Source organism: Pseudomonas sp. NFPP04 (assembly GCF_900113815.1).
Lineage (GTDB): Bacteria > Pseudomonadota > Gammaproteobacteria > Pseudomonadales > Pseudomonadaceae > Aquipseudomonas > Aquipseudomonas extremorientalis.
This window is the reverse complement of record NZ_FOQS01000004.1, coordinates 192,074-215,091: the sequence shown is the minus strand read 5'-3', so window position 1 is coordinate 215,091 and position 23,018 is coordinate 192,074. Positions and strand designations below refer to the sequence as shown.

The 23,018-nt window shown below is 59.5% G+C and carries 29 protein-coding genes, 1 tRNA gene and 3 pseudogenes; 16 read left to right on the top strand and 17 right to left on the bottom strand.

What is annotated here, in order from left to right; genetic code table 11:
- Positions 1-34 precede the first annotated feature (34 nt).
- A pseudogene (locus BM017_RS28815) lies at positions 35-112 on the bottom strand (hypothetical protein); the annotation flags it as partial.
- Positions 113-298: 186 nt separating this feature from the next.
- On the opposite strand from BM017_RS28815, the gene pstS reads away from it, so the two are divergent.
- The 6 genes from pstS (at position 299) to BM017_RS10750 (ending at position 5,416) form a co-directional block, all read left to right on the top strand.
- Positions 299-1,327 carry a phosphate ABC transporter substrate-binding protein PstS gene (gene pstS, locus BM017_RS10775; RefSeq protein ID WP_092243793.1) on the top strand — a complete coding sequence of 343 codons (1,029 nt, stop codon included), beginning with the start codon at positions 299-301 and terminating at the stop codon, positions 1,325-1,327.
- A gap of 74 nt (positions 1,328-1,401) precedes the next feature.
- Complete coding sequence (gene pstC, locus BM017_RS10770; RefSeq protein ID WP_092243790.1) at positions 1,402-2,367, top strand: phosphate ABC transporter permease subunit PstC; 966 nt, start codon at positions 1,402-1,404, stop codon at positions 2,365-2,367.
- Positions 2,367-3,260, top strand: coding sequence for a phosphate ABC transporter permease PstA (gene pstA, locus BM017_RS10765; protein WP_058427836.1), 894 nt, complete (start codon positions 2,367-2,369; stop codon positions 3,258-3,260). Before pstC ends, pstA begins: the two co-directional genes overlap by 1 nt.
- 76 nt (positions 3,261-3,336) lie before the next feature.
- Entirely contained in the window at positions 3,337-4,098 is a 762-nt protein-coding gene (gene pstB, locus BM017_RS10760) for a phosphate ABC transporter ATP-binding protein PstB (protein ID WP_217649954.1), read from the top strand.
- Positions 4,099-4,127: 29 nt separating this feature from the next.
- The gene (locus BM017_RS10755) at positions 4,128-4,826 is read left to right on the top strand and encodes a hypothetical protein (protein ID WP_092243787.1); all 699 of its coding nucleotides are present in this window, start codon (positions 4,128-4,130) and stop codon (positions 4,824-4,826) included.
- Positions 4,826-5,416: a hypothetical protein gene (locus tag BM017_RS10750; RefSeq protein WP_092243784.1), complete on the top strand. Its 591-nt coding sequence runs from the start codon at positions 4,826-4,828 to the stop codon at positions 5,414-5,416. Before BM017_RS10755 ends, BM017_RS10750 begins: the two co-directional genes overlap by 1 nt.
- 57 nt (positions 5,417-5,473) lie before the next feature.
- Here the strand turns inward: BM017_RS10750 and BM017_RS10745 are convergent, their stop codons facing one another.
- Positions 5,474-6,079 (bottom strand): cysteine hydrolase family protein, encoded by a 606-nt coding sequence (locus BM017_RS10745; RefSeq protein WP_092243780.1) that lies wholly within the window; start codon positions 6,077-6,079, stop codon positions 5,474-5,476.
- Between the two features lie 197 nt (positions 6,080-6,276).
- Between BM017_RS10745 and BM017_RS10740 the strand changes: the two genes are divergently transcribed.
- The 3 genes and pseudogenes from BM017_RS10740 (at position 6,277) to BM017_RS10730 (ending at position 7,132) form a co-directional block, all read left to right on the top strand.
- Entirely contained in the window at positions 6,277-6,474 is a 198-nt protein-coding gene (locus BM017_RS10740) for a hypothetical protein (RefSeq protein WP_071488211.1), read from the top strand.
- 143 nt (positions 6,475-6,617) lie between these two features.
- Positions 6,618-6,812, top strand: a pseudogene (locus BM017_RS10735) (MFS transporter); the annotation flags it as partial.
- Complete coding sequence (locus tag BM017_RS10730) at positions 6,809-7,132, top strand: hypothetical protein (protein ID WP_092243778.1); 324 nt, start codon at positions 6,809-6,811, stop codon at positions 7,130-7,132. The pseudogene BM017_RS10735 and the gene BM017_RS10730, both read left to right, overlap by 4 nt.
- 50 nt (positions 7,133-7,182) lie before the next feature.
- On the opposite strand, the gene BM017_RS10725 is transcribed toward BM017_RS10730, so the two are convergent.
- Positions 7,183-8,058, bottom strand: coding sequence for a hypothetical protein (locus tag BM017_RS10725; RefSeq protein WP_139212858.1), 876 nt, complete (start codon positions 8,056-8,058; stop codon positions 7,183-7,185).
- A gap of 82 nt (positions 8,059-8,140) precedes the next feature.
- On the opposite strand from BM017_RS10725, the gene BM017_RS10720 reads away from it, so the two are divergent.
- On the top strand, positions 8,141-8,332 hold the full coding sequence (locus BM017_RS10720) for a hypothetical protein (RefSeq protein WP_092243772.1): 192 nt from the start codon (positions 8,141-8,143) through the stop codon (positions 8,330-8,332).
- 45 nt (positions 8,333-8,377) lie between these two features.
- On the opposite strand, the gene BM017_RS10715 is transcribed toward BM017_RS10720, so the two are convergent.
- The 3 genes and pseudogenes from BM017_RS10715 to BM017_RS10705 all read right to left on the bottom strand — a co-directional run bounded on the left by BM017_RS10715 (position 8,378) and on the right by BM017_RS10705 (position 9,803).
- Positions 8,378-8,941, bottom strand: coding sequence for a hypothetical protein (locus BM017_RS10715; protein WP_139212857.1), 564 nt, complete (start codon positions 8,939-8,941; stop codon positions 8,378-8,380).
- A gap of 412 nt (positions 8,942-9,353) precedes the next feature.
- Positions 9,354-9,581, bottom strand: a pseudogene (locus BM017_RS10710) (transposase); the annotation flags it as partial.
- Positions 9,582-9,716: 135 nt separating this feature from the next.
- Positions 9,717-9,803 (bottom strand) — tRNA-Leu (locus BM017_RS10705).
- A 271-nt stretch (positions 9,804-10,074) separates the two neighbouring features.
- On the opposite strand from BM017_RS10705, the gene BM017_RS10700 reads away from it, so the two are divergent.
- Positions 10,075-10,260, top strand: a complete 186-nt coding sequence (locus BM017_RS10700) for a DUF2188 domain-containing protein (RefSeq protein ID WP_092243766.1) — start codon at positions 10,075-10,077, stop codon at positions 10,258-10,260.
- Positions 10,261-10,280: 20 nt separating this feature from the next.
- Here the strand turns inward: BM017_RS10700 and BM017_RS10695 are convergent, their stop codons facing one another.
- Positions 10,281-10,808: a DinB family protein gene (locus BM017_RS10695; RefSeq protein WP_092243763.1), complete on the bottom strand. Its 528-nt coding sequence runs from the start codon at positions 10,806-10,808 to the stop codon at positions 10,281-10,283.
- Positions 10,809-10,933: 125 nt separating this feature from the next.
- Here BM017_RS10695 and BM017_RS10690 point away from each other — a divergent pair, with 125 nt between their 5' ends.
- Positions 10,934-11,623, top strand: coding sequence for a tellurite resistance TerB family protein (locus BM017_RS10690; RefSeq protein WP_092243760.1), 690 nt, complete (start codon positions 10,934-10,936; stop codon positions 11,621-11,623).
- On the opposite strand, the gene BM017_RS10685 is transcribed toward BM017_RS10690, so the two are convergent.
- From BM017_RS10685 to BM017_RS10640, 10 genes are all read right to left on the bottom strand, one after another.
- A complete protein-coding gene (locus BM017_RS10685; protein WP_092243757.1) occupies positions 11,620-12,441 on the bottom strand; it encodes a hypothetical protein in 822 nt (273 codons plus the stop codon). The two genes, BM017_RS10690 and BM017_RS10685, sit on opposite strands and share 4 nt — an antisense overlap.
- 18 nt (positions 12,442-12,459) lie before the next feature.
- Complete coding sequence (locus BM017_RS10680; protein WP_025999705.1) at positions 12,460-12,807, bottom strand: DUF2493 domain-containing protein; 348 nt, start codon at positions 12,805-12,807, stop codon at positions 12,460-12,462.
- A 65-nt stretch (positions 12,808-12,872) separates the two neighbouring features.
- Positions 12,873-15,587 (bottom strand): magnesium-translocating P-type ATPase, encoded by a 2,715-nt coding sequence (mgtA, locus tag BM017_RS10675; protein WP_092243754.1) that lies wholly within the window; start codon positions 15,585-15,587, stop codon positions 12,873-12,875.
- 237 nt (positions 15,588-15,824) lie between these two features.
- Positions 15,825-16,118 (bottom strand): hypothetical protein, encoded by a 294-nt coding sequence (locus BM017_RS10670; protein WP_071488216.1) that lies wholly within the window; start codon positions 16,116-16,118, stop codon positions 15,825-15,827.
- Positions 16,119-16,633: 515 nt separating this feature from the next.
- Positions 16,634-17,245: a LysE family transporter gene (locus tag BM017_RS10665; protein ID WP_071488219.1), complete on the bottom strand. Its 612-nt coding sequence runs from the start codon at positions 17,243-17,245 to the stop codon at positions 16,634-16,636.
- Between the two features lie 75 nt (positions 17,246-17,320).
- Complete coding sequence (locus BM017_RS10660; RefSeq protein ID WP_092243751.1) at positions 17,321-18,112, bottom strand: helix-turn-helix transcriptional regulator; 792 nt, start codon at positions 18,110-18,112, stop codon at positions 17,321-17,323.
- 49 nt (positions 18,113-18,161) lie between these two features.
- A complete protein-coding gene (gene arsH, locus BM017_RS10655) occupies positions 18,162-18,848 on the bottom strand; it encodes an arsenical resistance protein ArsH (protein WP_092243748.1) in 687 nt (228 codons plus the stop codon).
- Between the two features lie 11 nt (positions 18,849-18,859).
- Positions 18,860-19,330 carry an arsenate reductase ArsC gene (locus tag BM017_RS10650; protein WP_071488222.1) on the bottom strand — a complete coding sequence of 157 codons (471 nt, stop codon included), beginning with the start codon at positions 19,328-19,330 and terminating at the stop codon, positions 18,860-18,862.
- Positions 19,331-19,343: 13 nt separating this feature from the next.
- Positions 19,344-20,627, bottom strand: coding sequence for an arsenic transporter (locus BM017_RS10645; RefSeq protein WP_092243745.1), 1,284 nt, complete (start codon positions 20,625-20,627; stop codon positions 19,344-19,346).
- 19 nt (positions 20,628-20,646) lie between these two features.
- Positions 20,647-21,003 carry a metalloregulator ArsR/SmtB family transcription factor gene (locus BM017_RS10640; protein WP_071488224.1) on the bottom strand — a complete coding sequence of 119 codons (357 nt, stop codon included), beginning with the start codon at positions 21,001-21,003 and terminating at the stop codon, positions 20,647-20,649.
- 177 nt (positions 21,004-21,180) lie between these two features.
- On the opposite strand from BM017_RS10640, the gene BM017_RS10635 reads away from it, so the two are divergent.
- The 4 genes from BM017_RS10635 (at position 21,181) to BM017_RS10620 (ending at position 23,001) form a co-directional block, all read left to right on the top strand.
- Positions 21,181-21,396: a hypothetical protein gene (locus BM017_RS10635; RefSeq protein ID WP_025856028.1), complete on the top strand. Its 216-nt coding sequence runs from the start codon at positions 21,181-21,183 to the stop codon at positions 21,394-21,396.
- 71 nt (positions 21,397-21,467) lie between these two features.
- Positions 21,468-22,163, top strand: a complete 696-nt coding sequence (locus BM017_RS10630; protein ID WP_071488225.1) for an AzlC family ABC transporter permease — start codon at positions 21,468-21,470, stop codon at positions 22,161-22,163.
- Entirely contained in the window at positions 22,160-22,471 is a 312-nt protein-coding gene (locus tag BM017_RS10625) for an AzlD domain-containing protein (protein WP_071488226.1), read from the top strand. The genes BM017_RS10630 and BM017_RS10625 overlap by 4 nt, the downstream gene beginning before the upstream one ends.
- 176 nt (positions 22,472-22,647) lie before the next feature.
- The gene (locus tag BM017_RS10620) at positions 22,648-23,001 is read left to right on the top strand and encodes a hypothetical protein (protein ID WP_058427861.1); all 354 of its coding nucleotides are present in this window, start codon (positions 22,648-22,650) and stop codon (positions 22,999-23,001) included.
- Positions 23,002-23,018: the final 17 nt, after the last annotated feature.

The following is a 23,018-nucleotide window of genomic DNA, read 5'->3' as shown; positions in this document are numbered from 1 at the left end:
CGAGCTGATTCAGGAGAGCTGCGACACGATCAGCTCCGGCGGCTGGCGGGTGTGAGACATAGCGCCGGAAGTACCACTGGGTCTGTTCGCGGTCATTCGGCGCGGGCAGGGCGCCTTCGATCGAGGACGTGGACCGTGGCAACGTCTTAGTCTCAAATTGTTACGAACCAATGACGTCAAACTGCCGGATTGCGGCGGGAGAGGGGGACAACCAGGCGTTTTGCCATTCCACATTCATAAAACCGTAACAAGATTGTTGCAGAGTTCCCCAGCCCGTAATTCACAAGGATTTTCCTGAATGAAACGTCTGATGAAGTCTGCTGCACTCGCCGTTGCGGTTTCTCTCAGTGCCACCTCGGTGTTTGCTGCCGAGAGCATCCGCCTGACCGGTTCCGGTGCGAGTTTCCCAGCGCCGATCTACCTCACCTGGTTCAAGGATTTCAGCAAGAAGAGCGAGGGCGTCACCGTTGACTACCAGTCCAAGGGTAGCGGTGCGGGTGTACAGGACTTCCTGAATAAAACCGTCGATTTCGCCGCCAGCGACTCGGCCATGAAAGACGAAGACATCGCCAAGGTGGCCGAAGGCGTGCAACTGCTGCCGATGACGGCGGGTGAAATCGTGCTGGCGTTCAACTTGCCGGGCAATCCTAAAGAGCTCAAGTTGCCGCGCGACGTCTACTCCAACATCTTCCTGGGCAAGATCACCAAGTGGAACGATCCGAAGATCGCTGCCGCCAACCCAGGCCTGAAACTGCCGGATCTGCCGATCACTGTGGTCGTGCGTGCAGACTCCAGCGGCACCACTGCGGTATTCACCAAGCACTTGGCAGCGATCAACCCTGAGTTCCAGAAAGACCTGGGCGAAGGCAACACCGTCAACTGGCCTGCCAGTGACAAGTTCATCAAATCGCCGAAGAACGATGGTGTGACCGCCACTGTGCGTCAGACCCCAGGCGCGATCGGCTACATCGAATACGGCTTCGCCAAACTGGCCAAGGTTGACTTTGCCCAGCTGCAGAACAAGGCCGGCAAATACGTGGTACCGAACGCCGAAAGCGGCGCCGAAGCCCTGGCTGCGGTGAAAATGCCGGAAAGCCTGGTGGCCTGGCTGCCGGATCCGGATGGCGCCAAGTCCTACCCGATCACTTCCTACACCTGGATGATCTTCCGCAAGGACAACGGCAACCCAGCCAAAGCCAAAGCCATGCGTGAAATGGTCGAGTACAGCCTGACCGAAGGTCAGAAAATCGCCGACTCGATGGGCTACATCCCACTGCCTCCATCGGTTGTCGATCAAGTGCGCAAAGCTTCCGCCAACATCCAGTAAGGCTCGCCACGCCACTCCCGGCATGGGCCGTCAGCCATGTCGGGAGCGATCCCCCCTTGTTCCGGAATCAACCAATGAACAAACCCTTTGTCGTACCGGTCAACCCGGATTCTGCGTGCCAGCCACCCTCTACGAAGGATTTCCTGGTTGACCGTACCTTCCGTGCGCTTGCACGCATAGGCGTGGTGTTGGTGCTGGCGCTGGTGTTCGCGCTGGTCTTCGAAGTAGGGCGCAAGGCACTTCCCGGCATGGAAAAGCACGGTTTCGACGTGCTGTTCGGCAGTGTCTGGGACGTTAACCAAGGCAAGTACGGCATTCTGCCAGCTATTTGGGGCACGCTTTACAGCGCCCTTATTGCGTTGCTGATCGCGGGTTTTTTCGGTGTCAGCATGGCGATTTTTCTCACCCAGGATTTCCTGCCGGCAAAACTGGCAGCGGTGTTTCGCACCATCGTCGAATTGCTCGCCGCCATCCCCAGCGTGGTCTACGGCCTGTGGGGCATTTATGTGGTTATCCCGGCCATCCGCCCGCTCACTGCGTGGCTCAACAGCGAACTCGGCTGGATTCCTTTTTTCGGCACGTCCCTCAGCGGGCCTGGCCTGTTACCGGCTGCATTGGTGCTGGCGATCATGATCCTGCCGACCATCGCCGCCGTTTCCCAGGACGCCCTCACCGCAGTGCCTATGAAAACCAAGCAAGCGGCCTACGGCATGGGCACTACCCACTGGGAAGCGATTCTCAAGGTGATGGTGCCGTCCGCTGCGACCGGTATTTTCGGTTCCCTGGTGCTCGGCCTGGGTCGTGCCCTGGGTGAAACCATGGCGCTGGCCATGCTGGTCGGTAACGCCAACAACATTTCGCTGTCGCTGTTTGCGCCGGCCAACACCCTGGCGGCCCTGTTGGCGCTGAACTTCCCCGAAGCCGGCCCCAACGAGATCGAAGTGTTGATGTACGCCGCACTGGTGCTGATGTTCATCACGCTGCTGGTGAACATCATCGGTTCGATGATCATGGTCTACGCCCAGCGGGGGACTAAATAATGACTGACCTTTCTACGCCTATGACGGCGATGCCGAGCCTGCAGCGCCGGTTCGAAGGCCGTGCCCTGCGCAGTCTGGTGCTGACCACCCTGGTGTGGTTCGGCGCGCTGCTGGCCAGCGTGCCGCTGATTTCCGTGCTCTACATGCTGATCACCCGTGGCGGTGCGCGCCTGAGCCTGGAAGTGTTCACCGAATTGCCACCTACCGGTTTCGAGACTGGCGGCGGTTTTGGCAATGCCATGGCCGGCACCTTCGTGATGGTCGGTATTGCCGCCGCCATCGCGGTGCCGGTCGGCATCCTGGCGGCGATTTTCCTCGCGGAGTTGGGGCCGGACAGCAAGCTGGCGAACGCCTCGCGCTTTGCCGCCAAGATGCTCACCGGCTTGCCATCGATCCTGGCGGGTGTGTTCGCCTACGCTCTGGTGGTGATGACTACCGGCACATACTCGGCCCCGGCCGGTGGCGTGGCGCTGGCCGTGCTGATGCTGCCGATCGTGGTACTCACGGCTGAAGAGTCGATGAAAATGGTGCCCAAGATCATGAAGGACGCCGCCTACGGCATGGGCTGCACCCGCTCGCAGGTGATCTGGAAAATCGTCTTGCCCACCGGCATGCCCGCGATCCTCACGGGCGTCATGCTCGCCGTGGCCCGCGCCGCCGGCGAAACCGCACCGCTGTTGTTCACCGCGCTGTTCAGCAACTACTGGATCTACCACGACGGCAGCCTGGCAGTGATGAATCCGACGGCGTCCCTGGCCGTGCTGATTTACAACTTCTCCGGCATGCCGTTCGACAACCAGCTCGAACTTGCCTGGGCGGCTTCGTTGGTGCTGGTGATGATCGTGCTGGTCGTGAATATCGTGAGCCGTATTTTCGGCAAGCCCAAGTACTAAGAACGGGAGCATCTGAATTTTGAACATGTCAACTGCGCAAGTAGCCGCTCCGTTTATCACCCAGTCGCCTGTGGTCATGGACTGCAAGCTGGACAAGATTTTCTACGGCAACTTCATGGCGGTGCGTGACAGCCATGTGCCGATCGAGAAAAACAAGATCACCGGCTTCATCGGCCCGTCCGGATGCGGCAAATCCACGGTGCTGCGTAGTCTCAACCGCATGAACGACCTGGTGAAGGGCTTCCGTTTCGAAGGCCACGTGCACTTCCTCGGCCAGGACGTGTACGGCAAGGGCGTTGACCCGGTAGTCGTGCGCCGTTACATCGGCATGGTGTTCCAGCAGCCGAACCCGTTTTCGATGAGCATTTTCGACAATGTGGCCTTTGGCCTGCGCCTGAACCGCTACAAAGGCGACCTTGGCGACCGCGTCAAACACGCCCTGCAAGGCGCTGCGCTGTGGGATGAGGTCAAGGACAAGCTCAAGGTCAGCGGCCTCTCGCTGTCCGGCGGCCAGCAGCAACGCCTGTGCATCGCCCGCGCCATCGCCACCGAGCCGGAAGTGCTGTTGCTGGACGAACCGTGCTCGGCACTCGACCCCATCGCCACACGCCGTGTCGAAGAACTGATGGTCGAGTTGAAAAAGGACTACACCATCGCGCTGGTCACCCACAACATGCAGCAGGCGATTCGTGTGGCCGATACCACTGCGTTTTTCTCGGTGGACATCTCCCAGGGCACCCGTACCGGTTACCTGGTGGAAATGGGCGCGACCACGCAGATCTTTGAAAACCCGCGCGAACAAATGACCGGGGACTACATCAGCGGCAAGTTCAGCTGACCCGCCATTCATCGTTTTCAGGATTGCCAATGACTGCAACACGTCGTCTTGATTTGCTCGCCATCGAACGCGCCCTGCGTAAAGTGCAGAGCCGTTTTGCCCAGCTCAGCCGGGACTTTACCGAGCCACGCGACCCCCTGACGGACGAAGTGCTGCAGAATGTGCTTGAAGGCTACGCCTTGATTGACGACTATGTTGCGCGCGGTGTGGATCTGTTCGACCTTCAGCAGTTGAACCTGATGCTGGAGGTCAACGCCACCGTGCTGTGCGGCACAGACCCGGGACGCCGGCGTGAATACGCCCAGCACCTGGCGGCCACCGAAGTGCACTTTTTCAATAATGTCGAAGGTGGCATCAAGGACTTGTACAACTGGTACTGCAAGCACCACAGCGAGTCGGTGTGGAAGCGGGCCGCCGGGGTGTATGTGCGAGTGCTCAGCAAGCCGCAGTTGTTCATTGAAGGCAACCACCGCAGTGGCTCGCTGATCGTCAGCTACCTGTTGATGCGCGAGGGGTTGCCACCGTTCGTGCTGACGCTGGACAACGCCGAGGGCTATTTCAACCCGTCCTCGGTCATACGTAACTCCGCCAAGCATGGCGTCATGGCTTTGTACGAATTGCCGAAGATCAAGAAAAAATATGCCGCGTTCCTGGAAGACAAGGCCCCTGATCCAATGGAGTTTTTCCTGAGCGACACACCTGTGCCTGTGTATCAGGGAAATCAATGATGGGAAGGTACCCCGTGCTCGACACAATCAAGCAGGTGTTCAAGCGTCAACGCGTCCGTATCTCATTCGATATCGATGACACGCTGGCCTGCCAGCTGCACCACAGCGCGACCGAACACAGCCGCTTGCCGGCGTGTGTGCACCGTTGGCTGGGTGAGCCGCTGCGCAGCGGCACCCGGTCCCTGACCCGCGAGCTGCGCCGCCAGGGCTGCAGTGTGTGGGTCTACACCTCGTCGGGTCGTACGCCGTCCTACATCCGTCGTTGGTTGCTGCTGTACGGCATTCATGTGGACGGCGTCGTCAACAGCGTGCGACACAACCAGGCTCTCACCGAGCGTGGGCTGACGAGCACACCGTCGAAATTCCCACCAGCCTTCGACATCGACTTGCACGTCGATGACTCCGAGGGTGTGCAGCTTGAAGGTGTCGACCATGGTTTTCGCGTGGTGGTCGTCGACCCGGAAGACGAGCAGTGGGCGCAACGCGTGTTGGATGCGGTCGCGCAGGTCCGGGCGCAGCTTGCACGGCAGCAACCGCAGCGGCACAAGGTGCCGGTGCAGGCTTATCCGGGGTTGACGCTGAACGGTTGAGCGCAATAACGGGCATCAAGCAAAAGGGGCAACTGATTGATCAGTCGCCCCTTTTTTCTACTTGGCGCTCAATGCGTCCAGGAACTCGGTATGCCGTAACGCCTGGGAAAACATCGGCAGGGTGAAGTTCTCGGCAGCCTTTTGCTGTTCTTCGGTGAATGTCGCCGTGCAATCGGTCAGGGTCACGACGTTGTAGCCTTTTTCATAGCCTGAGCGCACGGTGCCCTCGACACAGCAGTTGGTCAGGAACCCTGCCACTACCAGGTTGTGGATGCCGTTGTTGCGCAGCACCAAGTCCAGTCCCGTGGTTGCAAACCCATCCAGCCCGCGCTTGCCCTCCACGAGGATGTCGCTGGTTTCACGGGGAATCGCATCGGTGATTTCGGCTCCCCAACTGCCTGTGCGAAACGCGCTGCCGTCGGCAACGCCTTTGAGAATCCCATAGTCACGCGTGGTCAGTTCGGGATAGCCATCGGCGAACTGGATTGGCAGGTGAATGATCCTTACGCCCGACTTGCGTGCCTGTTGCACCGTGGTTGCGGTATTGGCCAGCATGTCGGACTGGTGCATGACGTCTTTGACGGCGTCATGAAACACGCCCCCTGGCGTGGTGAAGTCGTTCTGGAACTCGATCAGGACAAGGGCTGTGGCGTTTGGATTCATGTCGGGTCTCCGATAGGGTTGATGATAGAGGGGCGGCGTGTCGCTTCAGCATAGACACCTCTGGCGCGTTATCCCGCAACCACCGGTTTGACCCTGGTTTTATATTTCGCCATTCGTCTAATGCCGGGCACTCCAGACGCCGTGCCGTCTCTGAACAATAAGCGCGGATAACCCGAGCCTACAAATGGAGAACCCGTATGGACATCAATGAAAACGCCCCAGGGAATATTTCACAACAGGACGTGACCCGCGGCACAGACAACGAGACCGGGCATGATCCAAGGCATGACGAGGATAATATCCCGCTCCCGCCAGACGACGAGGCACCGCTTGAAGAGGATATGTCTGACGTGGATGCTGCCGATTCAGTCGCGCGGGAACACCCCGACAATTGATGAGCCTCCCGGCACAAAAAATCCCTACCTTTGCGTAGGGATTTTTGTTGGGCCGTTCGGCTGCTGATCAGTAGAGGGTGCGAGGCAGGCTACACATCTTTCCCGTCTGGAGATTGGCAAGCGTTGATTTGCACAGGGAAAGTATGGCCTGCTCGCTGTATCTGACGAGCATGGTCAGCGCCTACCTGAATGTCATCGAGCCAAAGATCGTCGCCGGGATTGGCTTTCTCCTGGGCACGTTCGGCGGTTCTCTCCTGGCAGCAATCAACCGAGCCATCAAAGCCGCTGATCTCTGGGCGCTCATTCGCAAGCGGTTCGGGGGAGGCAATCCACCATGAATCTTGAACTGATCAACTCCATCGCCTGCGGCCTTATCGCGCTGTGGGCTGCCTGGTGCGTACTGAGCGTCGGGAAGCTGATCTACTCGACGATCGCCATCAGCGGCTTCGTCGTAATGGCGCGCAGCCAGAACATCTTCTTCGGTCCGACAAGTGCTGGCCTGACGCTGCACGTCGCCCTGGCCCTGGCCGGTGCCCGCCACATCTTCATGGTCACGTACTGGCAGCGGGTGACGGTCTGGCTGTGCCGGACGCTGAACTGCGAGCACTGCCTGAACTGTGACAACCCGCCAGGTGGAATAGAGCGCAGGGACAAGTAATTCGCGCCACGTTTTCGAATGCGCCAAATCGTGTTGAACGATGGCTGAAGTCAGTGGCTTTTTCTCTCTATATTTTCGAAAAGTGACTTGAGATTGGAAGGGTCTAGGCAGTCAGGTGCTATCGTCTGCGACTGCTTGAAATAGCCCTGGACTTTCGGGTTCGCAAAATCGCCCTTAAGAGCCAACAGGTAATACCCGTCGGCGCGAAACTTTTCCAGGCTCAGAGAAACAGGTTCGAAGAAGTCCCTCATAGTGGTCAAGGGTAGTTGACGGTTGGCTTCCGTTTTCAGTGAATCTTTGAAGCAGTACGAGCGTATCGCCGGCAATGGATAGTGGTCAGAGTACAGATCTGGTCGCTCTAGGGCATTGGCTAGCTGGCTATACTTGCGAAGAAATTCGGGGTCATCGAACTTGAATCGCAGGAACGCCTCGTCACAGTCGCGCAACAGCATTATCGCTCCGGCAACCAGGCCTTGATCCGCAGCGCTCTGGTAAAGCGCGCAGGCTTCTACATGCATAGCTTTATGGCCATTTAAAAAGGTTGCCGCGCGACTCTCTTGCATATTCGCCAACATGAAAGTAGCTACACCGTGCCCCCCGGCGCTAGCTTTACGCAGTTCGTCCTCATAGGTCTCAAGTCCTTTCGTTGCCTCCTGTATTGATTGGCTCAGTGTGAGCTTGTCAGTTTTACCCTGCTGTTCGTTTTCAACCAGCTGATCAGCTCGTTGCTGTATGTCATCAGCTAACAGCATTGCGTGTTCAAAGACAGCTTCGGTTTCGGGGGATGGCGCAGCCTGTACCTCAGCACACAGAGCTATGCTGAAAAGCAGGACTGAAAGACGAAGTTTCAAAGGCGTTTCTTCCGTGATTGCAGTTGTTCGAGTCGCCATTACTGTAATGGATTCAATCAGGGTGGGGTAGCTCACGTGCTTGACCGTCACTCCGGTATGAGTCGGAGTTATGGTGAGGTTTCCGATTGGTGCAGAGTTTCATTGCAGAGGGTCATGCATGAGCAACGTCATCCGCCTGCGCCACGCGCTTCCGATGAGCCCGGAAATCAACAAGGCCCTGACTGATCTGGATAGCGCCATTGCCAAGGCGATCGAGGCTGCCAAGGCTTCCGGGCTGCCCCAGGGCTTGATCGTCGCAGATCTGCACGGCCATGCCCACGCACAGACACACCAAATGGTGACCGAATAACTGGCAAGTCGCAGTTGTTCAGGCCGAGACTTAACAGCCATCAGGTTAGGGTTTTACGCTGGGGGAAAGGCAAGATCTGAGCGATTGCTGATGCTTTTCAAGTTGAATCATGGCCTCTTCCCGGCGCTCGCCCTGCAAAGCATGTGTCCATGGCGGATTGACCGCCAGTTTTTCTTCAATGTCAGCAATTACACGCTGTATTGCCAAGCACGGGTCATTCGCTTTTACACGGTTGCCCAATTGAGAGTTGAGATTCTTGTACTCCCCAAGCAGATTCGTTAGCTGAGTCAACTGCTGGTTCGCGGCATTTAGGTCTGAGTCGGACCTGTTCAACTTAAGCTCTAGGTCATGCGCTTTGGCCTGCAGCTGATCGGATTTCTCCGAAAGGGTTTTCTTCTCAAGCTGCAGCTCAGCGATTAGCTTGGCTTGCACCTCGACGGTCGATTGAATCTTTCCAATGCCAACTAATTTTTCGGCGCCGTAACCGACAAGATGAAAAAGCGGTACAGCGGCTATCAGGCCTGCTCCGAAAGTAGCGATAGCTCTCAGGAGCATTCGAGGTTTTTTTTCAAGGTGATTGAGCTGTTGTGTCGGGGCTACTTTCTTCATCAGGTAATGCGAATCTCGCTAGTCCAACCCATTCATCACGCGACTAAATCACAAATATGGGCGGATCGTTGATCGGGAAAAAGTGCCGCAGGTGAGTGCGGCACAGCTGGCTCAGTTCACCTTCAGGGCCTCTTGAATCTGGTCAGCATATTCGCTGAGCTTATTCATCTCGTCTGCGACGATATTACAGTCAGCAGGGGTATTTGAAACCTTGGCTTGAATGAGAGCGAGAGCGGCAATTACGGCCAGGCTACGCTTGTCTTCAGCGGATTTTGAGCGAAGGTTGTAGTTGGATAGCTCCGTAAATAGTTGCGACATGTTTGATCTCTATATGATGTGAATTTGATCCCCACCAATACCGGCATCCAGCCACTATTTCAAGTCCTGCCCAAGCGAGGCACCAAAGTCTCAAGACCTGTTGGAAATAGCCGTAGAGGTAGAGTTTAAGCAGGTCGCCGGGATGGTACGACGGGCGTCCGGTTGCTTTTGGAACGGCTTTGTCGAACCCAAGTTGCTCAAGGTCCAGCAGAGAAATATAGGCTTCGATCACCCGAACCAGATGGTCTTCGGGAATGAGTTCGTCCAGTGAGACTGGAAACAGAGTGCCTTGAGTACGGTCTTCACCTTGGATATAGCGCATAAGAAAAATGCCCGTATCTTGCGATACGGGCATTTTTCTTAAACCGGGCGGCAGATTGCTAGGTTTTCACACAGCCTGCTGGGGCGGGTTTTAAAAGGCTTCATGGACGTTACTGGCTGCCCATGGAACAAGAGATGGTGCCCGAACCCGGAATCGAACCGGGACGCCCTTACGAGCGGGGGATTTTAAGTCCCATGCGTCTACCAGTTTCGCCATTCGGGCGGTAGCGCGGTGTAGCAGGGTTGGGAATATATAGATCCAGACGCTTGGATGCAAGGTCGCAGAGGGGCTTTATTGCATTCGTGGGTGGGCGAAAAAGCTTGCCAGATCAGTGATCTAGAAAGGTTTTCGGCAGCGGTCCGGAGGATGTCGTCGGCCCGCGCTGTTGACCCTGGCATCAAAAGCCGACACGACATGCGGTCGTCCATTGCGGTGTTCGGGGTGTAAGGTAAAGCCTGCAACGCTGGCAACATCTCAGGTAGACGAGGTGATTATGAGCACTCCAATGCTGAACAAGCTGCACATCAATGGATACGACGTGGTACGGGTAAACTATGGACCCTGGCGGGTGTGCACGCCCCAGGACCGGTTGGCGTCGTTCAATTCCCGTGAGCAGGCACTGGCGTATGCTGCCACGCTGCCCGGGTATCGTGCCCGCACCAGGCCGATGGCCAAGTAGATCGATGCTTGCTGCCGAACTCAGTCGATCAGCGCCAGTAAATCCGTAGTGCCCACATCCAGCCCCGCCTGGGACAGCAGCGTGGTGGCCTGGCCCCGGTGATGCGTCTGGTGGTTGAAGAAATGCACCAGCAGGCTGAAGAAGGGTTTGTCGGCTGTCACCCCGCGCATGTTGCTGTAGTGCAGGCGCTGATTCAGGTCGGGCTCGCGCACGGTGTGGGCCCAGTCGATGATCAGCTGGTCCAGCCAGGCGCGGTGGGTGGCCAGTTCGCGGATATCGGCAAATGCCAACTGCCTCAGGTCGACCGGTGCGACAATCGCCTCCAGCGGCGCCAGCGCCGTGTAGCCGGCTGGATGCCCGGCAAACCGCTTGAGCCACACAGTGTCGCCCAGCGCCACATGGTTGAGCGTGCCGAGGATCGAGCCGAAAAACGCCTGGCGATCCATCAATAACTCGGCGTCCGACAGCGTACTGGCCGCGTCGTAGAGCTTGCGGTTCATCCACTGGTTGTAGTTCGCCATCAATGCGATGTGTTCAATCCGGTTCACGTGGGTGTTCTCTCGAAGACGCGGTGACGGGATGATAAGCCGTGCCCGCCCGGCGGTCATGGTGTTCCGGCAAGGCCGGGCTATGGTTGTCAGACGCCAACACTGTGCCCTGGGAGGGTAGCACCATGAACACCAGCGACTTACTGGAACAACTCTTGCGCGCCGGGCAAGGTGGCAGTGCTTCCACTGGCGGCCTCGGCGGGCTGCTGGGCGGTTTACTGAAAGGCTCCAGCACCGGCAACGCTTCCACCGGTGGCGGCCTGGGTGATCTATTGGGCGGCCTTGGCGGCATGCTGGGCGGTACCACGGGCGCTCGTTCTGCCCAAGGGCGTTCCGGGGGAATGAATTACGCGGCACTCGCGTCCCTGGGCATGGCCGCATTCCAGGCCTATCAGGCCTGGCAACGCCAGCAGGCCAACGCGCCACAGCAAGCCTTCCAGACGGTGGACCAGCTCGACGGTCCCGCCGCCGAAGCCCACAGCCACGCGGTACTGCGTGCCTTGATCGCGGCGGCCAAGGCAGACGGGCGCATCGATGAGCAAGAGCAGCAGTTGATTTCCAATGAACTGGGCCGGCATACCGACGACCCGCAACTGCAACAATGGCTCGACGCTGAGGTGGCCAAGCCGCTGGATGCGGCGGATTTCGCCGAGTTTGCCAGCGACCCGGCGGTGGCAGCCGAGGTGTACCTGGCCAGTGTGATGCTGGTGGACGATCAGCAGGACGCCGAACGCAATTACCTGGACGACCTGGCAGGGCAGTTGCAAATCGACCCGCAATTGCAACTGCACCTGGAACAACAGGCCAAGGCCTAGAAGCGCAGTGTGGCGCCGGTAGTCAGCCATTGCGCCCGATCCCCGATCAGGCTGCGACCGACCACCAGGTCCACGTCGACGAATTCGCCCAAATGCAGCCGGGGCCCGGCCTGCCAGGCCTGGTCACCGCCTTCCTGGCCGTAGCGCTCGGCGATCAGCGTCAACAACGGTGCCACCTGATACTCGAAACCGGTGCCCCAGGTCAGGCGGTGTTGCTGGTCACCATCGTTGTAGGCATGGGACCAGCCGGCATTCAGGTTCAGCCGCAGGGGCGTCAGCGGTTGCCAGGTCAACGGGATATTGAAGTCTGCGCCATCAAACCCGTGTTGACGACCCATGGCCAAATGCACGCCGGTGGACAGGGCCAGCTCCAGGCCCAGATCCTCCCGCGACCATACCTGGGCCTTGAGCTGCGGGTTCACCTGGGTTTCGCCCTTGTCTGTGCTGGTTACACGCGACAGGGCAGCACCCCATTGCACCGACGGCAGCGCGGCGAAGGTACAGGCCGGTGACAGCGTTTCTGTATGCGTACTGCCGTCGTGGCGGTCAGCGGTGTACCAGGCGTCGACGTTGCATTCGCCCGGCGCGTTGATCGCGCCATCGTCGACCACATAGGAACCGCCGGCTGCGTTGGCTTTTGACAGCAAGGCAATCGTCAACAGGATGCCCAGTGTCAGGCCGATAAAGATCAAATTGCGCTGCAATGCGCGGCGTTTGGCCGGTGGCAGCAGCAGTAACGTGTGGCGTGCGCCGCGGTAGTGACGCGCACGGTATTTGGCAAACCCGTCCTGGCGGGCTGGGGTGTGTTTTTTGTGCATGATGCACCTCACATGAATTCAGCTTTCTACGGTCAGTACCGAAATGCCGCTGGCCTTGGCCTGGCACACCAGCTCGCTGGTGTCGTCCCCGCCGGGCAGGGCGATGACCACATCGGGGCGGCTGTCGGTCAGCATGAAATGGTTGCGCTGGCGTTCCGCCTGTTTGCCGTGGCGTTGCCAGTTGGGCGGGTAGCGCACCACGTCGATGCCCAGTTCCCGCGCCCATTCCTCGACGTCACTGCCAAGGAATTGGTTGCCGCCGTGGATCAATACCTGCACCGGACGCAGGCGGTGGTAAGCGTCCAGCACCTGGCGGGACATTTTGGTGTCGGCGTAATGACGACCTGCACAGATCAAGACGCGCATAGGGTGTTTCCTTGTAGTGCACGGTGGCGGCCGGGCGACCGCCACCGTTTAAACGGCGGGGAAGATCAGTACCACTGCTTGAAGCGGCGGATGTAGATCGTCTTCATCAGTTGGGCCACGCAGCAGTAGCTGAGCAGGGTGCCCACCAGCCATGGGAAGTAGGCCATCGGCAACGGTTGCAGGCCCACCAGGGTGCCCAGCGGCGAGAACGGCACGTAGATCCCCAGTACGATCACCACGCAGGTCATCATCAACACCGGCCACGCGGCGGTGCTCTGGAAGAAAGGGATCTTGCGGGTGCGCAACATGTGCACCACCAGGGTTTGCGAGAGCAGGCCCTCGATGAACCAGCCGGACTGGAACAGGGTCTGCATCTCGACGCTGTTGGCGGCGAACACGTACCACATCAGCGCAAAGGTGGTGATGTCGAAGATCGACGAAGTCGGCCCGATCCAGATCATGAAGCGGCCGATGTTTTTCGCATCCCACTTGCGCGGCTTGGCCAGGTATTCCTTGTCCATCTTGTCCCACGGCAGCGCCAGCTGGGAGATGTCGTACATCAGGTTCTGCAGCAGCAGGTGGATCGACAGCATCGGCAGGAACGGAATGAATGCACTGGCGACCAGCACCGAGAACACGTTGCCGAAGTTGGAGCTGGCGGTCATGTTCAGGTACTTCATGATATTGCCGAAGGTTTCGCGGCCCTTGAGCACACCTTCTTCCAGCACCATCAGGCTCTTTTCCAGCAGGATGATATCGGCTGATTCCTTGGCGATATCGGTGGCGGTGTCGACCGAGATCCCCACGTCGGCATCACGCAGCGCCGGTGCATCGTTGATCCCGTCACCGAGGAAGCCTACGGTGTGGCCGTTGGCTTGCAGCGCCTTGAGCACCCGGGATTTCTGCAGCGGTGTCAGCTTGGCAAACACGGTACGTTCTTCCACGCGGCGCAGCAGCGTCGCGTCGTCCATCGCTTCGATTTCGGTGCCCAGCAACGGCTGGCCTGGATCGAGGCCGACCTGGCGGCAGATCTTGCTGGTGACCACGGCGTTATCGCCGGTGAGCACTTTGATCGCCACGCCAATCTGTTGCAGCGCGGCAATCGCAGGGCCGGCGGTTTCCTTCGGTGGATCAAGGAAGGTCAGGAAGCCCTGGATCACCAGGTTGCGCTCATCGGCCGTGGTGTACTGCTGACGCGCCAGGGATTTAGGGATGTGACGGGTCGCCACTACCAGCACGCGGAAACCGTCCTCGTTGTAGTCGTTGGCGATCGCCAGCAGCTCCTCGCGGCGACGATCATCCAGTGGCACCGCAGCGCCGGCTTCCATCACATGCGTGGAAATGCTCAGCATCTCTTCCACGGCGCCTTTGCACACCAGCAGTTGATCGTCGGCGGCATCCTTGACCACGATCGACAGGCGACGGCGGACGAAGTCGAACGGCAACTCATCGACTTTGCTGTAGGCAAACGGCACCTGGAACTTCGGATTACGTTCCGAGAACTCCACCACCGCCTGGTCCATCAGGTTTTTCATGCCGCTCTGGTGATGGCTGTTGAGCCAGGCCAGGGACAGCACGGCGTCGTCACGTTGGCCGAAGGCGTTGACGTGGTGTTCGAGAATGATCTTGTCCTGGGTCAGGGTGCCGGTCTTGTCGGTGCACAGCACATCCATCGAACCGAAGTTCTGGATCGCGTTGAGGCGCTTGACCACCACTTTGCGCTTGGCCATGGCCGTGGCGCCCTTGGCCAGGTTGGCGCTGACGATCATCGGCAGCATTTCCGGGGTGAGGCCTACGGCAACTGCCAGGGCAAACAGGAACGCATCCCCCCAATCACCCTTGGAGAAACCATTGAGCAGGAACACGATCGGCACCATCACCAGCATGAAGCGGATCAGCAACCAACTGACGCTGTTCACGCCGCGGTCGAACGCGGTTTGCACCCGCGAGCCGACAATCGCCTTGGCCAGGGAGCCAAAGTAGGTGCGTGCCCCGGTGGCCACGACGACAGCTTGTGCCCGACCGCTGACCACGTTGGTGCCCATGAAGCAGATGTTGGGCAGGTCCAGCAGGTTGCCCTGGTCGGCGGCCATGGCGCTGGCGGATTTCTGTGTGACCTCGCCGAGGGTGTCGTACTTTTCCACCGGCAAGGCTTCGCCGGTCAGCACCGCCTGGCTGATGAACAGGTCACGGGACTCGATCAGGCGGATATCGGCCGGGATCATGTCGCCGGCCGACAGCTGCACGATATCGCCGGCCACCAGCTCGCGCATCGGCACTTCACGCAGGGTCGGTTGCGAGCCCACTTGCTCACGGCGCAGCACGGTGGCCGTGGTGCGGACCATGGCCTTGAGGGCTTCGGCGGATTTGGCCGAGCGATGTTCCTGCCAGAAACGCAGCAGGCTGCTGAGCAATACCATGGTCATGATGATGATGACTTTGGTCGGGTCGGCGTCTTCGCCTTCCTGCATCGGCAGCCAGCAGTCAGTGAAGAAGCTGATGCCGCCCAGGGTCAGCAGCACATAGATGAATGGGTTGTTCAGTGCCTGCAGGAACTGCACGATGGCGTGAGGCGGCTTGTCATGGGCGACTTCATTGTAGCCTTCGCGTTGCAGGCGCGCCTGGGCGTCCAGCTCGGTGAGGCCGTCCTTGGTGGCGCGGACGTTGGCCAAGGTGGCCGACAATCCGTTCTGGGCTTCGCGGGCGGCACGCATCGACAGTCTGGTGTCGGTGTGGCTGCTGCTCTTTTTGTTCAATGGGGCGTTTTTTACGGCGCTCATGGTGTGTGCTCCTGTCGCCAATTTTTCGACAAAACATACCCGTTACCGGCCTGATGACAGGCGAGCGAAAGCATGCCGAGTCGCTAACTTCGCGATCGGTTTAAATAGGGTGTTCACATAACTTCTACAGTGCCCGCTAACAGCGCGTTAATTAATTAGCGCGCAGCGGGCTACTACTGGACGTGTTCATAAAAGAACTCCAGAACAATAATCAGGAAGTTGCTGTTTCCAGCCAAGTCAGGCGGCGCGAGCGCTCACATACAGACCGAGCATCAAGCTGGCCTTTGCCAGGCTGGAAACCTTGGGTCTCTGTGGGTCTTGAGGGTCGGCGTGATCCCAGTGCTGGACCAGTTGGCCGCTGTCAGGGCAGATACGCCAATGCGCCAGCGGGTAGGCCGGGCGTACTTGGGGGGAGGGTGCAGCAAAGGTTGAGCGGGTAGGCGAAAAACCCACAGGCTCACGGCACAGCTTGGCACGCAGGGCGGCCGCTAGTGTGCGTACATCGGGCAAAGCAAGGGTTAGCAAGGTCATAACACACCTCGGGACCGGACAAGCGACCGGCGAGGCAGTTACGGTGGAGCATCAAGCTCTAGCGCAGCTTACCGGACCGGGGAGGCGAGTCCTGTCATGTTCTGGGTTTGGCGCCCGATGCCCGCCAAGGCGGTGCTCGGACAGCGACTAGATACTGTGTCCATTGGCTTCTTTTGTGAGGTTTAAAAAAGGCCCCAGTTGCAGGCACGGGCAATCTACTCAGGGCGATGCAGGATGTCAACGCTTAATGTATTAATTCATTACAAGTTCAGAGTCTGTTCAGATAGAAGGGCTGTTTCAGTTCTGCTTCGGCTGTATCGTTACTTGCACTTCTTCAGCGTTGTGAGCGGGAAGTAGTTGTTTTTGAAGGTGGAGATGAACGGGCTTGTCTATATCCCGTGGCGCACGAACACCACGACCTGCCCGCCGGCCATCCGCACCTGCTGCACCATCACGCCGGCGTGCATGGGCATGCCTGTGTGATCGATGACCTGCACCGCCGCTGGCCGGCCTGATCAGAGGCCTTGCCAGGCCAGCAGCGCCAGGTAGATCAGCACCAGCCCACAGGCGGCATAACTGATGCGCTGCCAAGTGGGCGAGGCGTTCTGCCGCAACAGGTTCACCAGAGCGGCAATCAGAAAGCATGACAAGATCGACGCGAGCATGAACCCGGCAAAGAACATCAGCGTCTGCCCGTGGCTGGGCGTGGTGCCGACGATCCCCGACAGCGCACTGCCCAGTGCGCCCCAGTAGACGATGTTCTTCGGGTTGGCCAGGGAAATTGCAGCGCCTACCGCCAGGGCATTTTGCCGGGTGCTGGCCGGCGCGCTGTCCGGTTGTGGCAGGTGCCAGGCATCGATCAGGCTGCGTACGCCCAGCCAGGCCAGGTACAACGCACACACCACCGTCAACGGCACACGCACCGTGTCATGCTGGATCAGCAGGGCGATCCCGGTCAGGCCGATCACCGCCCACACGGCATCGCCCACCAATGAGCCGAACTGCACCAGCAGGGCGGGTGTAAAGCCATGCAGCAAGCCACGGCGCAGGGTCTCCGCGAGCACGGCGCCGGGGGAGAGGCAAAACACAAAACCGAATATCAGTGCATAAAAAAAGATCGTCAGCATGCCCGCATTTCCTTCAAGTGAGGTGGGGCAGTGTGAGGATGTGCAGGTGCGGTGTCTTGGACCAGATTGCGCTGTTCAGCGCTTCACGGTGCTTTGATAGTGGCCAGGAGTGATGCCGTAGGCCGCCCGGAAATGCCGGTTCAGGTGACTCTGGTCGGCGAAGCCCAGGTCGTGGGCCGCCTCGCCGGCGGGAACCCCATTGCGCAACAGGCCTTTGGCGCGACGGGTACGCAACTGCATGGCCCACTCCCGGGGCGTCAGCCCGGTTTCTTTCTGGAAGGCACGCAGCAGGTGGAATTTGGACAACCCCAGTTCGCCGCCCAGGTGGTCCAGGGTCAGGGGTTGATGCAGGTGTTCGGCGAGTAATGCCTGGGCGCGGCCGATCAGGGGTTTGCCGGGGCTGGCGGTGCCGGGCAGACGTACGCCGCTGATGTTCACGACCTCTGCCAACAGCAGCACCAAGGCATCTTCATTCACGTCGCGAACCAGCGTGTCACCGTTTAGCGCACCCTTGATCGCGGCGGCCAGTCGCAGGGCAAGCTCGGGCTGAACACATAAGGCACGATCAAATTCCAGATGCACCAGCCCCAGGTCCGCCGCCAATTGATCCGCCGTGGCGTACAGGCTCACAAAGTGCCAGGGCGCACCATCGGCCGCACCGCCGCCTTGAATCTGACCGGGGTTGTACAGGGTGATGGAGCCTGGGCCGGCGTGGAACTCGCGACGATCCAGCCAGACCTTTTCCTCGCCTGCCAGGTTCACGCCGATCACACATTCATCATGGCTGTGGCGGGCAAAAGTCAGGCCGGTGCAGGTGGTGCTGCTGACTTCATAGTTGCCCAGCCAGGCGTGTTGCACGGCGCTCATCGATTTCACTCAGTCGGGGACAGACACGAGCATACGCTGGCAGGGGTAATCAAATCGACCGTTGATTGACCCGGCGCGACAGTTCATCGGCGCTTTCCTTGCGTTCCGAGTAACGGTCCACCAGGTCGGGACGGTCGCGCAGCAGCAGGGTGAAGCGCACCAGTTCTTCCATTACATCGACGACCCGATCATAAAGCGCCGAGGGCTTCATGCGGTCCTGTTCATCGAACTCCATGAAGGCCTTGGGTACCGAGGACTGGTTGGGGATGGTGAACATGCGCATCCAGCGCCCCAGCACCCGCAGCTGGTTGACGGTGTTGAAGGACTGGGAGCCGCCGGACACTTGCATCACCGCCAGGGTCTTGCCCTGGGTCGGGCGGACCGCGCCCAGGGTCAAGGGCACCCAGTCCAGTTGCGTCTTGAACACCGCCGACATCGAGCCATGCCGCTCGGGCGAGCACCACACCTGGCCTTCGGACCACTGCATCAGTTCCAGCAGTTCCTGCACCTTGGGGTGGTCGCTGGGCGCGTCATCCGGCAATGGCAGGCCGCTGGGGTTGAAGATGCGGGTATGCGCGCCGAAGTGCTGCAACAGCCGTGCGGCTTCTTCCACCAGCAGGCGGCTGAACGAGCGTTCGCGGGTCGAGCCGTAGAGCAGCAGGATGCGCGGCGGCTGGTCCGGGCTGGTCGGTTTTGAGTCGATCAGGGACAGGTCCAGATTGGGCAGCGTCGTCATAGGGCCTCCGATTACAACTGCGCAATGCGCGCGAGTTCCGCCTTGAGGTCGGCAGGGCTGAGTTCGCCGAAGGGCAGGACGAAGAACGCCCTGCAGCGTGTGGCGATGGTCTTCAGTGTGGCGTCGAATGCCGCTTGCACACTGGCGTCGTCACCCTGGACGTCCGACGGGTCTTCCAACCCCCAGTGCGCCTTCACGGCCGGCCCGAAGTACACCGGGCAGGCTTCGCCGGCGGCCTTGTCGCACACCGTAATCACCACATCCGGCGGGCTGCCTTCAAAGGCATCGTTGCCCTTGCTGTACAACCCTTCGGTACTGATCCCGGCCGCTTGCAACGTGCTCAAGCTACGTGGCAGCACCTGGCCCTTGGGAAAACTGCCGGAGCTGATCGCTTCGAAGCCTTCCGGCGCCAGGTGGTTGAACATGGCTTCGGACAAGATGCTGCGGCAGCTGTTGGCGGTACACATGAACAGGACTTTCATCGGGGTATCTCCGTTAGAAACTCAGGCGCAAGGCGAGGGCGGCGAGGGTGATCAACAGCACCGGCAGGGTCAGCACGATGCCGACCTTGAAGTAGTAGCCCCAGGTGATGCTGATGCCTTTGCGCGCCAGGATGTGCAGCCACAGCAAGGTGGCCAGGCTGCCGATAGGGGTGATCTTCGGGCCGAGGTCGCTGCCGATCACGTTGGCGTAGATCATCGCGTCCTTGACCACACCCACGGCATGGCTGGACTCGATGGACAGCGCGCCGATCAACACCGTCGGCAGATTGTTCATCGCCGACGACAGCAGCGCCGTCAGCACACCGGTGCCCATGGCAGCGCCCCACACGCCGTAAGTGGCAAACGTGTCGAGCCAGGTGGCCAGGTAGGTGGTCAGGCCGGCGTTGCGCAGACCGTAGACCACCAGGTACATGCCCAGGGAAAAGATCACGATCTGCCACGGTGCTTCCTTCAGCACTTTGCGCGTGGAAATCTTGTGCCCCTTGGCGGCGATCACCAGCAACAGCAGGGCACAGGCGGCGGAAATCGCACTGATCGGAATGCCCAGCGGTTCCAGGGCGAAGCACCCCACCAGCAGGATGCCCAGCACCCACCAGCCGGCGCGGAAGGTCGCGCGGTCGTGGATGGCGCTGGCGGGGTCGTCCAGGTCGGCCGGGTCATAGGTTTGTGGAATATCGCGGCGGAAGAACCACAGCAATACCGCCAGGGTGGCCGCGACGCTGACGAAGTTCACCGGCACCATCACGGCGGCGTATTCGTTGAAACCGATCTTGAAGTAGTCGGCCGAAACGATGTTCACCAGGTTCGACACCACCAGCGGCAGGCTGGCCGTGTCGGCGATGAATCCCGCGCCCATGACGAAAGCCAGGGTTGCCGCCGGGGAAAAGCGCAGGGCCAGCAGCATCGACATCACGATGGGCGTCAGGATCAGCGCTGCACCGTCATTGGCAAACAACGCCGACACCAGCGCGCCGAGCAGCACCATGTAGGCAAACAAACGCCGTCCGCGTCCACGTCCCCAGCGCGCCACATGCAAGGCGGTCCAGGCAAAAAAACCGGCCTCATCCAGCAGCAGGCTGATGATGATCAGCGCGACAAAAGTGCCGGTGGCATTCCAGATGATGTGCCATACCACCGGAATGTCGGCCAGGCTGATCACACCGAAGGCCAGGGCCAGGATCGCGCCCAGGGTTGCGCTCCAGCCGACGCCCAGGCCTTTGGGCTGCCAGATGACCAGAACAATGGTGAAGATAAAAATCGCGATGGCGACAAGCATGGATAAACGCTCCGGTGGCTCAGCAGCAGGTGCTGGCCCGTTGTGGTCGGTCGCCCATTGCATCCAGACGCAGTGCGTCGCTGTGCAACCAGGGCTGGTTGGCTTGCAAAGTGGTGTGCAGCACGGCAGTGACCCAGTCGGGTAATGCCGGATTGATGCGGTAATAGATCCATTGACCCTGACGACGATCCAGCAGCAAGCCGCAACTGCGCAGTTGCGCCAGGTGACGGGAGATTTTTGGCTGGCTGTCGTCCAAGGCATGGATCAGTTCGCACACGCAAAGTTCGCCTTCGCGCAGGATCAATAACGTCAGGCGTGCCCGGGTGGCATCGGCCAGGCATTTGAACAGGGTGGGCGGGGAGATGAGGTCCGACATGGTCAAGGCCTTCGTATATATGGTTATCCGAATATACGTATTCCCATATGTATTGGTCAAATCCTGTTTCAATTGACTTGGATCATATGTCTCGAAAATCACCACAAGTGTCTGAAATTAAAATGAAACACGAATGTCCTAAAGTGCCTGCCCATCGCTGATGAAGGAAGACCCCGCGTGACCCGTGCCACTCGCAACCTGCGCAAGACCCTGGATTCCGTCGCGGAAAATAACGAAACCGCGGCGTTCGACCTGATGCGCGCCGTCGAAAAGCTCGGCGATGAAGTGCTGCGCCAGCGCCTGCTCAATACTATTCACCGACTCAACCAGGATGCTCACGAACTGCGCGAAGCGCGTGATTCGGTGGAACAAGTGTCGGTCCGGCTCGCCTGAGCAAGATCGTTCAAGACAACTCCATTGTTGCGCTGGCATGCTTGTCGACTGTCTGTCGATGAGCCGTTTCCATGCCTACTGCCTTACCTCATTACGCCTTCGCTCGCGGCGCCATTGCCGTCATTCCCTTGTCCCTGGCCTGCGCGCCCTGGGGACTGTTGGCCGGCTCCATGGCCATCGATGCACAATTCAGCCCGTTGGAAGCCCAGGGCCTTTCTGCCATCGTATTCGCCGGTGCTGCGCAACTGGTTGCCATCGGCATGGTCAAGAGCGGCGCCAGTCTGATTTCCATCGTGCTGACCACCTTGCTGCTGACCTCCCAGCATTTGCTGTATGGCATGCACTTGCGGCCGGTCCTTTCTCCCCTCAAGACCCGCTGGCGCATGAGTCTGGGCTTTCTGCTGACCGACGAATTCTTTGCGCTGGTCAGTCACTATGACCGCGAGACCTTCAATCGCTGGTATGCCTTGGGTGTCGGCCTGACGTTCTATATCGCCTGGAACCTGTTCACCCTGGCCGGCATCGTGCTTGGTAAAAGCATTCCCGGCCTCGACCAACTGGGCCTGGAATTTTCCATCGCCGCCACCTTCATCGCCTTGATTACGCCGGTGGTGCGTGACGTTCCCACGGTGGTCTGTGTGGCGGTGTCATTGCTGTTCTCGGTATGGCTGAGCTTCCTGCATTGGGAATCGGCGGTGGTGGTGTCCGGCCTGCTGGGCATGAGCGCAGGGTATGCCTGCAAGCGACTGGGAGTAGGGCAGCAATGATCTACATCATGATTGTGGCCATGGGCCTGGTGGTGTTTCTCAACCGTTACCTGTTTATCGAGCCACGCCTGCCGGTGCGCCTCAACCGTGGCGCGCGGGAGTTTCTGGGATTCGCGGTGCCGGGGATGCTCACGGCGATTTGCGGGCCGATCATTTTCCTGGCTGACCACCAGCTCAACCTGAGCCCGGCCAACCCTTACCTGCTGGCGGGTATCAGCGCCGTGGCATTGATGTTCTGGACGCGCAATGTGTTGATGACGGTGCTGCTGAGCATGGCGTTGTTCTATCTGTTCCGCTGGCTGCTCTGAGTACAACCGGGGCGAAAAAAAGCCCGCGGGAGAGCGGGCGGAAGGAAGACTTCTAAAAATGAGCGTGACCACTATAGGTCGCACCTTGCCCCTTTACAGTGAAACAAAGTTCATGCGGCCGTCAGTCCGGCCTGTGGCAATGGTACAGTCGCGTTTTTTTCCAACGGAGCAATGGCATGCACAAGGTGGTAATTGGCGCACTGGTACTGGCGGCCCTGGCCGGTTGCGCGGGTTCGAAGATGAAAGAGGCGCGCGCAGGCACGCCTTACAAGACCCTGGCTTCGGACAAGGCCACCCTGGTCGTTGCCGAATGCGTGCAGTTCGGCTGGCAGGACGAAAGTGTGTTCGGCGTTGACGCCGGCGGCTTCAAGGAGCCAATCGGCGCGGGTGGCTTCACGGTGTACACCACCGCTGGCGATTACTTTGTCGATGTGCAGAGCGCGGGCAGCGGTTCCACCATCAAGTACTACGCCATCGAAGACAACATGCCGGCCAAGCGTCGTTTGGCCGCATTGGCGACCTGCCTGTAATCCCTTGCCTTAGTCGA

Excerpts from the sequence above, each read along its gene's own strand:
- pstS (WP_092243793.1), top strand. The coding sequence starts at position 299 with ATGAAACGTCTGATGAAGTCTGCTGCACTCGCCGTTGCGGTTTCTCTC.
- pstC (WP_092243790.1), top strand. The coding sequence starts at position 1,402 with ATGAACAAACCCTTTGTCGTACCGGTCAACCCGGATTCTGCGTGCCAG.
- pstA (WP_058427836.1), top strand. The coding sequence starts at position 2,367 with ATGACTGACCTTTCTACGCCTATGACGGCGATGCCGAGCCTGCAGCGC.
- pstB (WP_217649954.1), top strand. The coding sequence starts at position 3,337 with ATGGACTGCAAGCTGGACAAGATTTTCTACGGCAACTTCATGGCGGTG.
- BM017_RS10755 (WP_092243787.1), top strand. The coding sequence starts at position 4,128 with ATGACTGCAACACGTCGTCTTGATTTGCTCGCCATCGAACGCGCCCTG.
- BM017_RS10750 (WP_092243784.1), top strand. The coding sequence starts at position 4,826 with ATGGGAAGGTACCCCGTGCTCGACACAATCAAGCAGGTGTTCAAGCGT.
- BM017_RS10745 (WP_092243780.1), bottom strand. The coding sequence starts at position 6,079 with ATGAATCCAAACGCCACAGCCCTTGTCCTGATCGAGTTCCAGAACGAC.
- BM017_RS10740 (WP_071488211.1), top strand. The coding sequence starts at position 6,277 with ATGGACATCAATGAAAACGCCCCAGGGAATATTTCACAACAGGACGTG.
- BM017_RS10730 (WP_092243778.1), top strand. The coding sequence starts at position 6,809 with ATGAATCTTGAACTGATCAACTCCATCGCCTGCGGCCTTATCGCGCTG.
- BM017_RS10720 (WP_092243772.1), top strand. The coding sequence starts at position 8,141 with ATGAGCAACGTCATCCGCCTGCGCCACGCGCTTCCGATGAGCCCGGAA.
- BM017_RS10715 (WP_139212857.1), bottom strand. The coding sequence starts at position 8,941 with ATGAAGAAAGTAGCCCCGACACAACAGCTCAATCACCTTGAAAAAAAA.
- BM017_RS10700 (WP_092243766.1), top strand. The coding sequence starts at position 10,075 with ATGAGCACTCCAATGCTGAACAAGCTGCACATCAATGGATACGACGTG.
- BM017_RS10690 (WP_092243760.1), top strand. The coding sequence starts at position 10,934 with ATGAACACCAGCGACTTACTGGAACAACTCTTGCGCGCCGGGCAAGGT.
- BM017_RS10685 (WP_092243757.1), bottom strand. The coding sequence starts at position 12,441 with ATGCACAAAAAACACACCCCAGCCCGCCAGGACGGGTTTGCCAAATAC.
- BM017_RS10680 (WP_025999705.1), bottom strand. The coding sequence starts at position 12,807 with ATGCGCGTCTTGATCTGTGCAGGTCGTCATTACGCCGACACCAAAATG.
- mgtA (WP_092243754.1), bottom strand. The coding sequence starts at position 15,587 with ATGAGCGCCGTAAAAAACGCCCCATTGAACAAAAAGAGCAGCAGCCAC.
- BM017_RS10670 (WP_071488216.1), bottom strand. The coding sequence starts at position 16,118 with ATGACCTTGCTAACCCTTGCTTTGCCCGATGTACGCACACTAGCGGCC.
- BM017_RS10665 (WP_071488219.1), bottom strand. The coding sequence starts at position 17,245 with ATGCTGACGATCTTTTTTTATGCACTGATATTCGGTTTTGTGTTTTGC.
- BM017_RS10660 (WP_092243751.1), bottom strand. The coding sequence starts at position 18,112 with ATGAGCGCCGTGCAACACGCCTGGCTGGGCAACTATGAAGTCAGCAGC.
- arsH (WP_092243748.1), bottom strand. The coding sequence starts at position 18,848 with ATGACGACGCTGCCCAATCTGGACCTGTCCCTGATCGACTCAAAACCG.
- BM017_RS10650 (WP_071488222.1), bottom strand. The coding sequence starts at position 19,330 with ATGAAAGTCCTGTTCATGTGTACCGCCAACAGCTGCCGCAGCATCTTG.
- BM017_RS10645 (WP_092243745.1), bottom strand. The coding sequence starts at position 20,627 with ATGCTTGTCGCCATCGCGATTTTTATCTTCACCATTGTTCTGGTCATC.
- BM017_RS10640 (WP_071488224.1), bottom strand. The coding sequence starts at position 21,003 with ATGTCGGACCTCATCTCCCCGCCCACCCTGTTCAAATGCCTGGCCGAT.
- BM017_RS10630 (WP_071488225.1), top strand. The coding sequence starts at position 21,468 with ATGCCTACTGCCTTACCTCATTACGCCTTCGCTCGCGGCGCCATTGCC.
- BM017_RS10625 (WP_071488226.1), top strand. The coding sequence starts at position 22,160 with ATGATCTACATCATGATTGTGGCCATGGGCCTGGTGGTGTTTCTCAAC.
- BM017_RS10620 (WP_058427861.1), top strand. The coding sequence starts at position 22,648 with ATGCACAAGGTGGTAATTGGCGCACTGGTACTGGCGGCCCTGGCCGGT.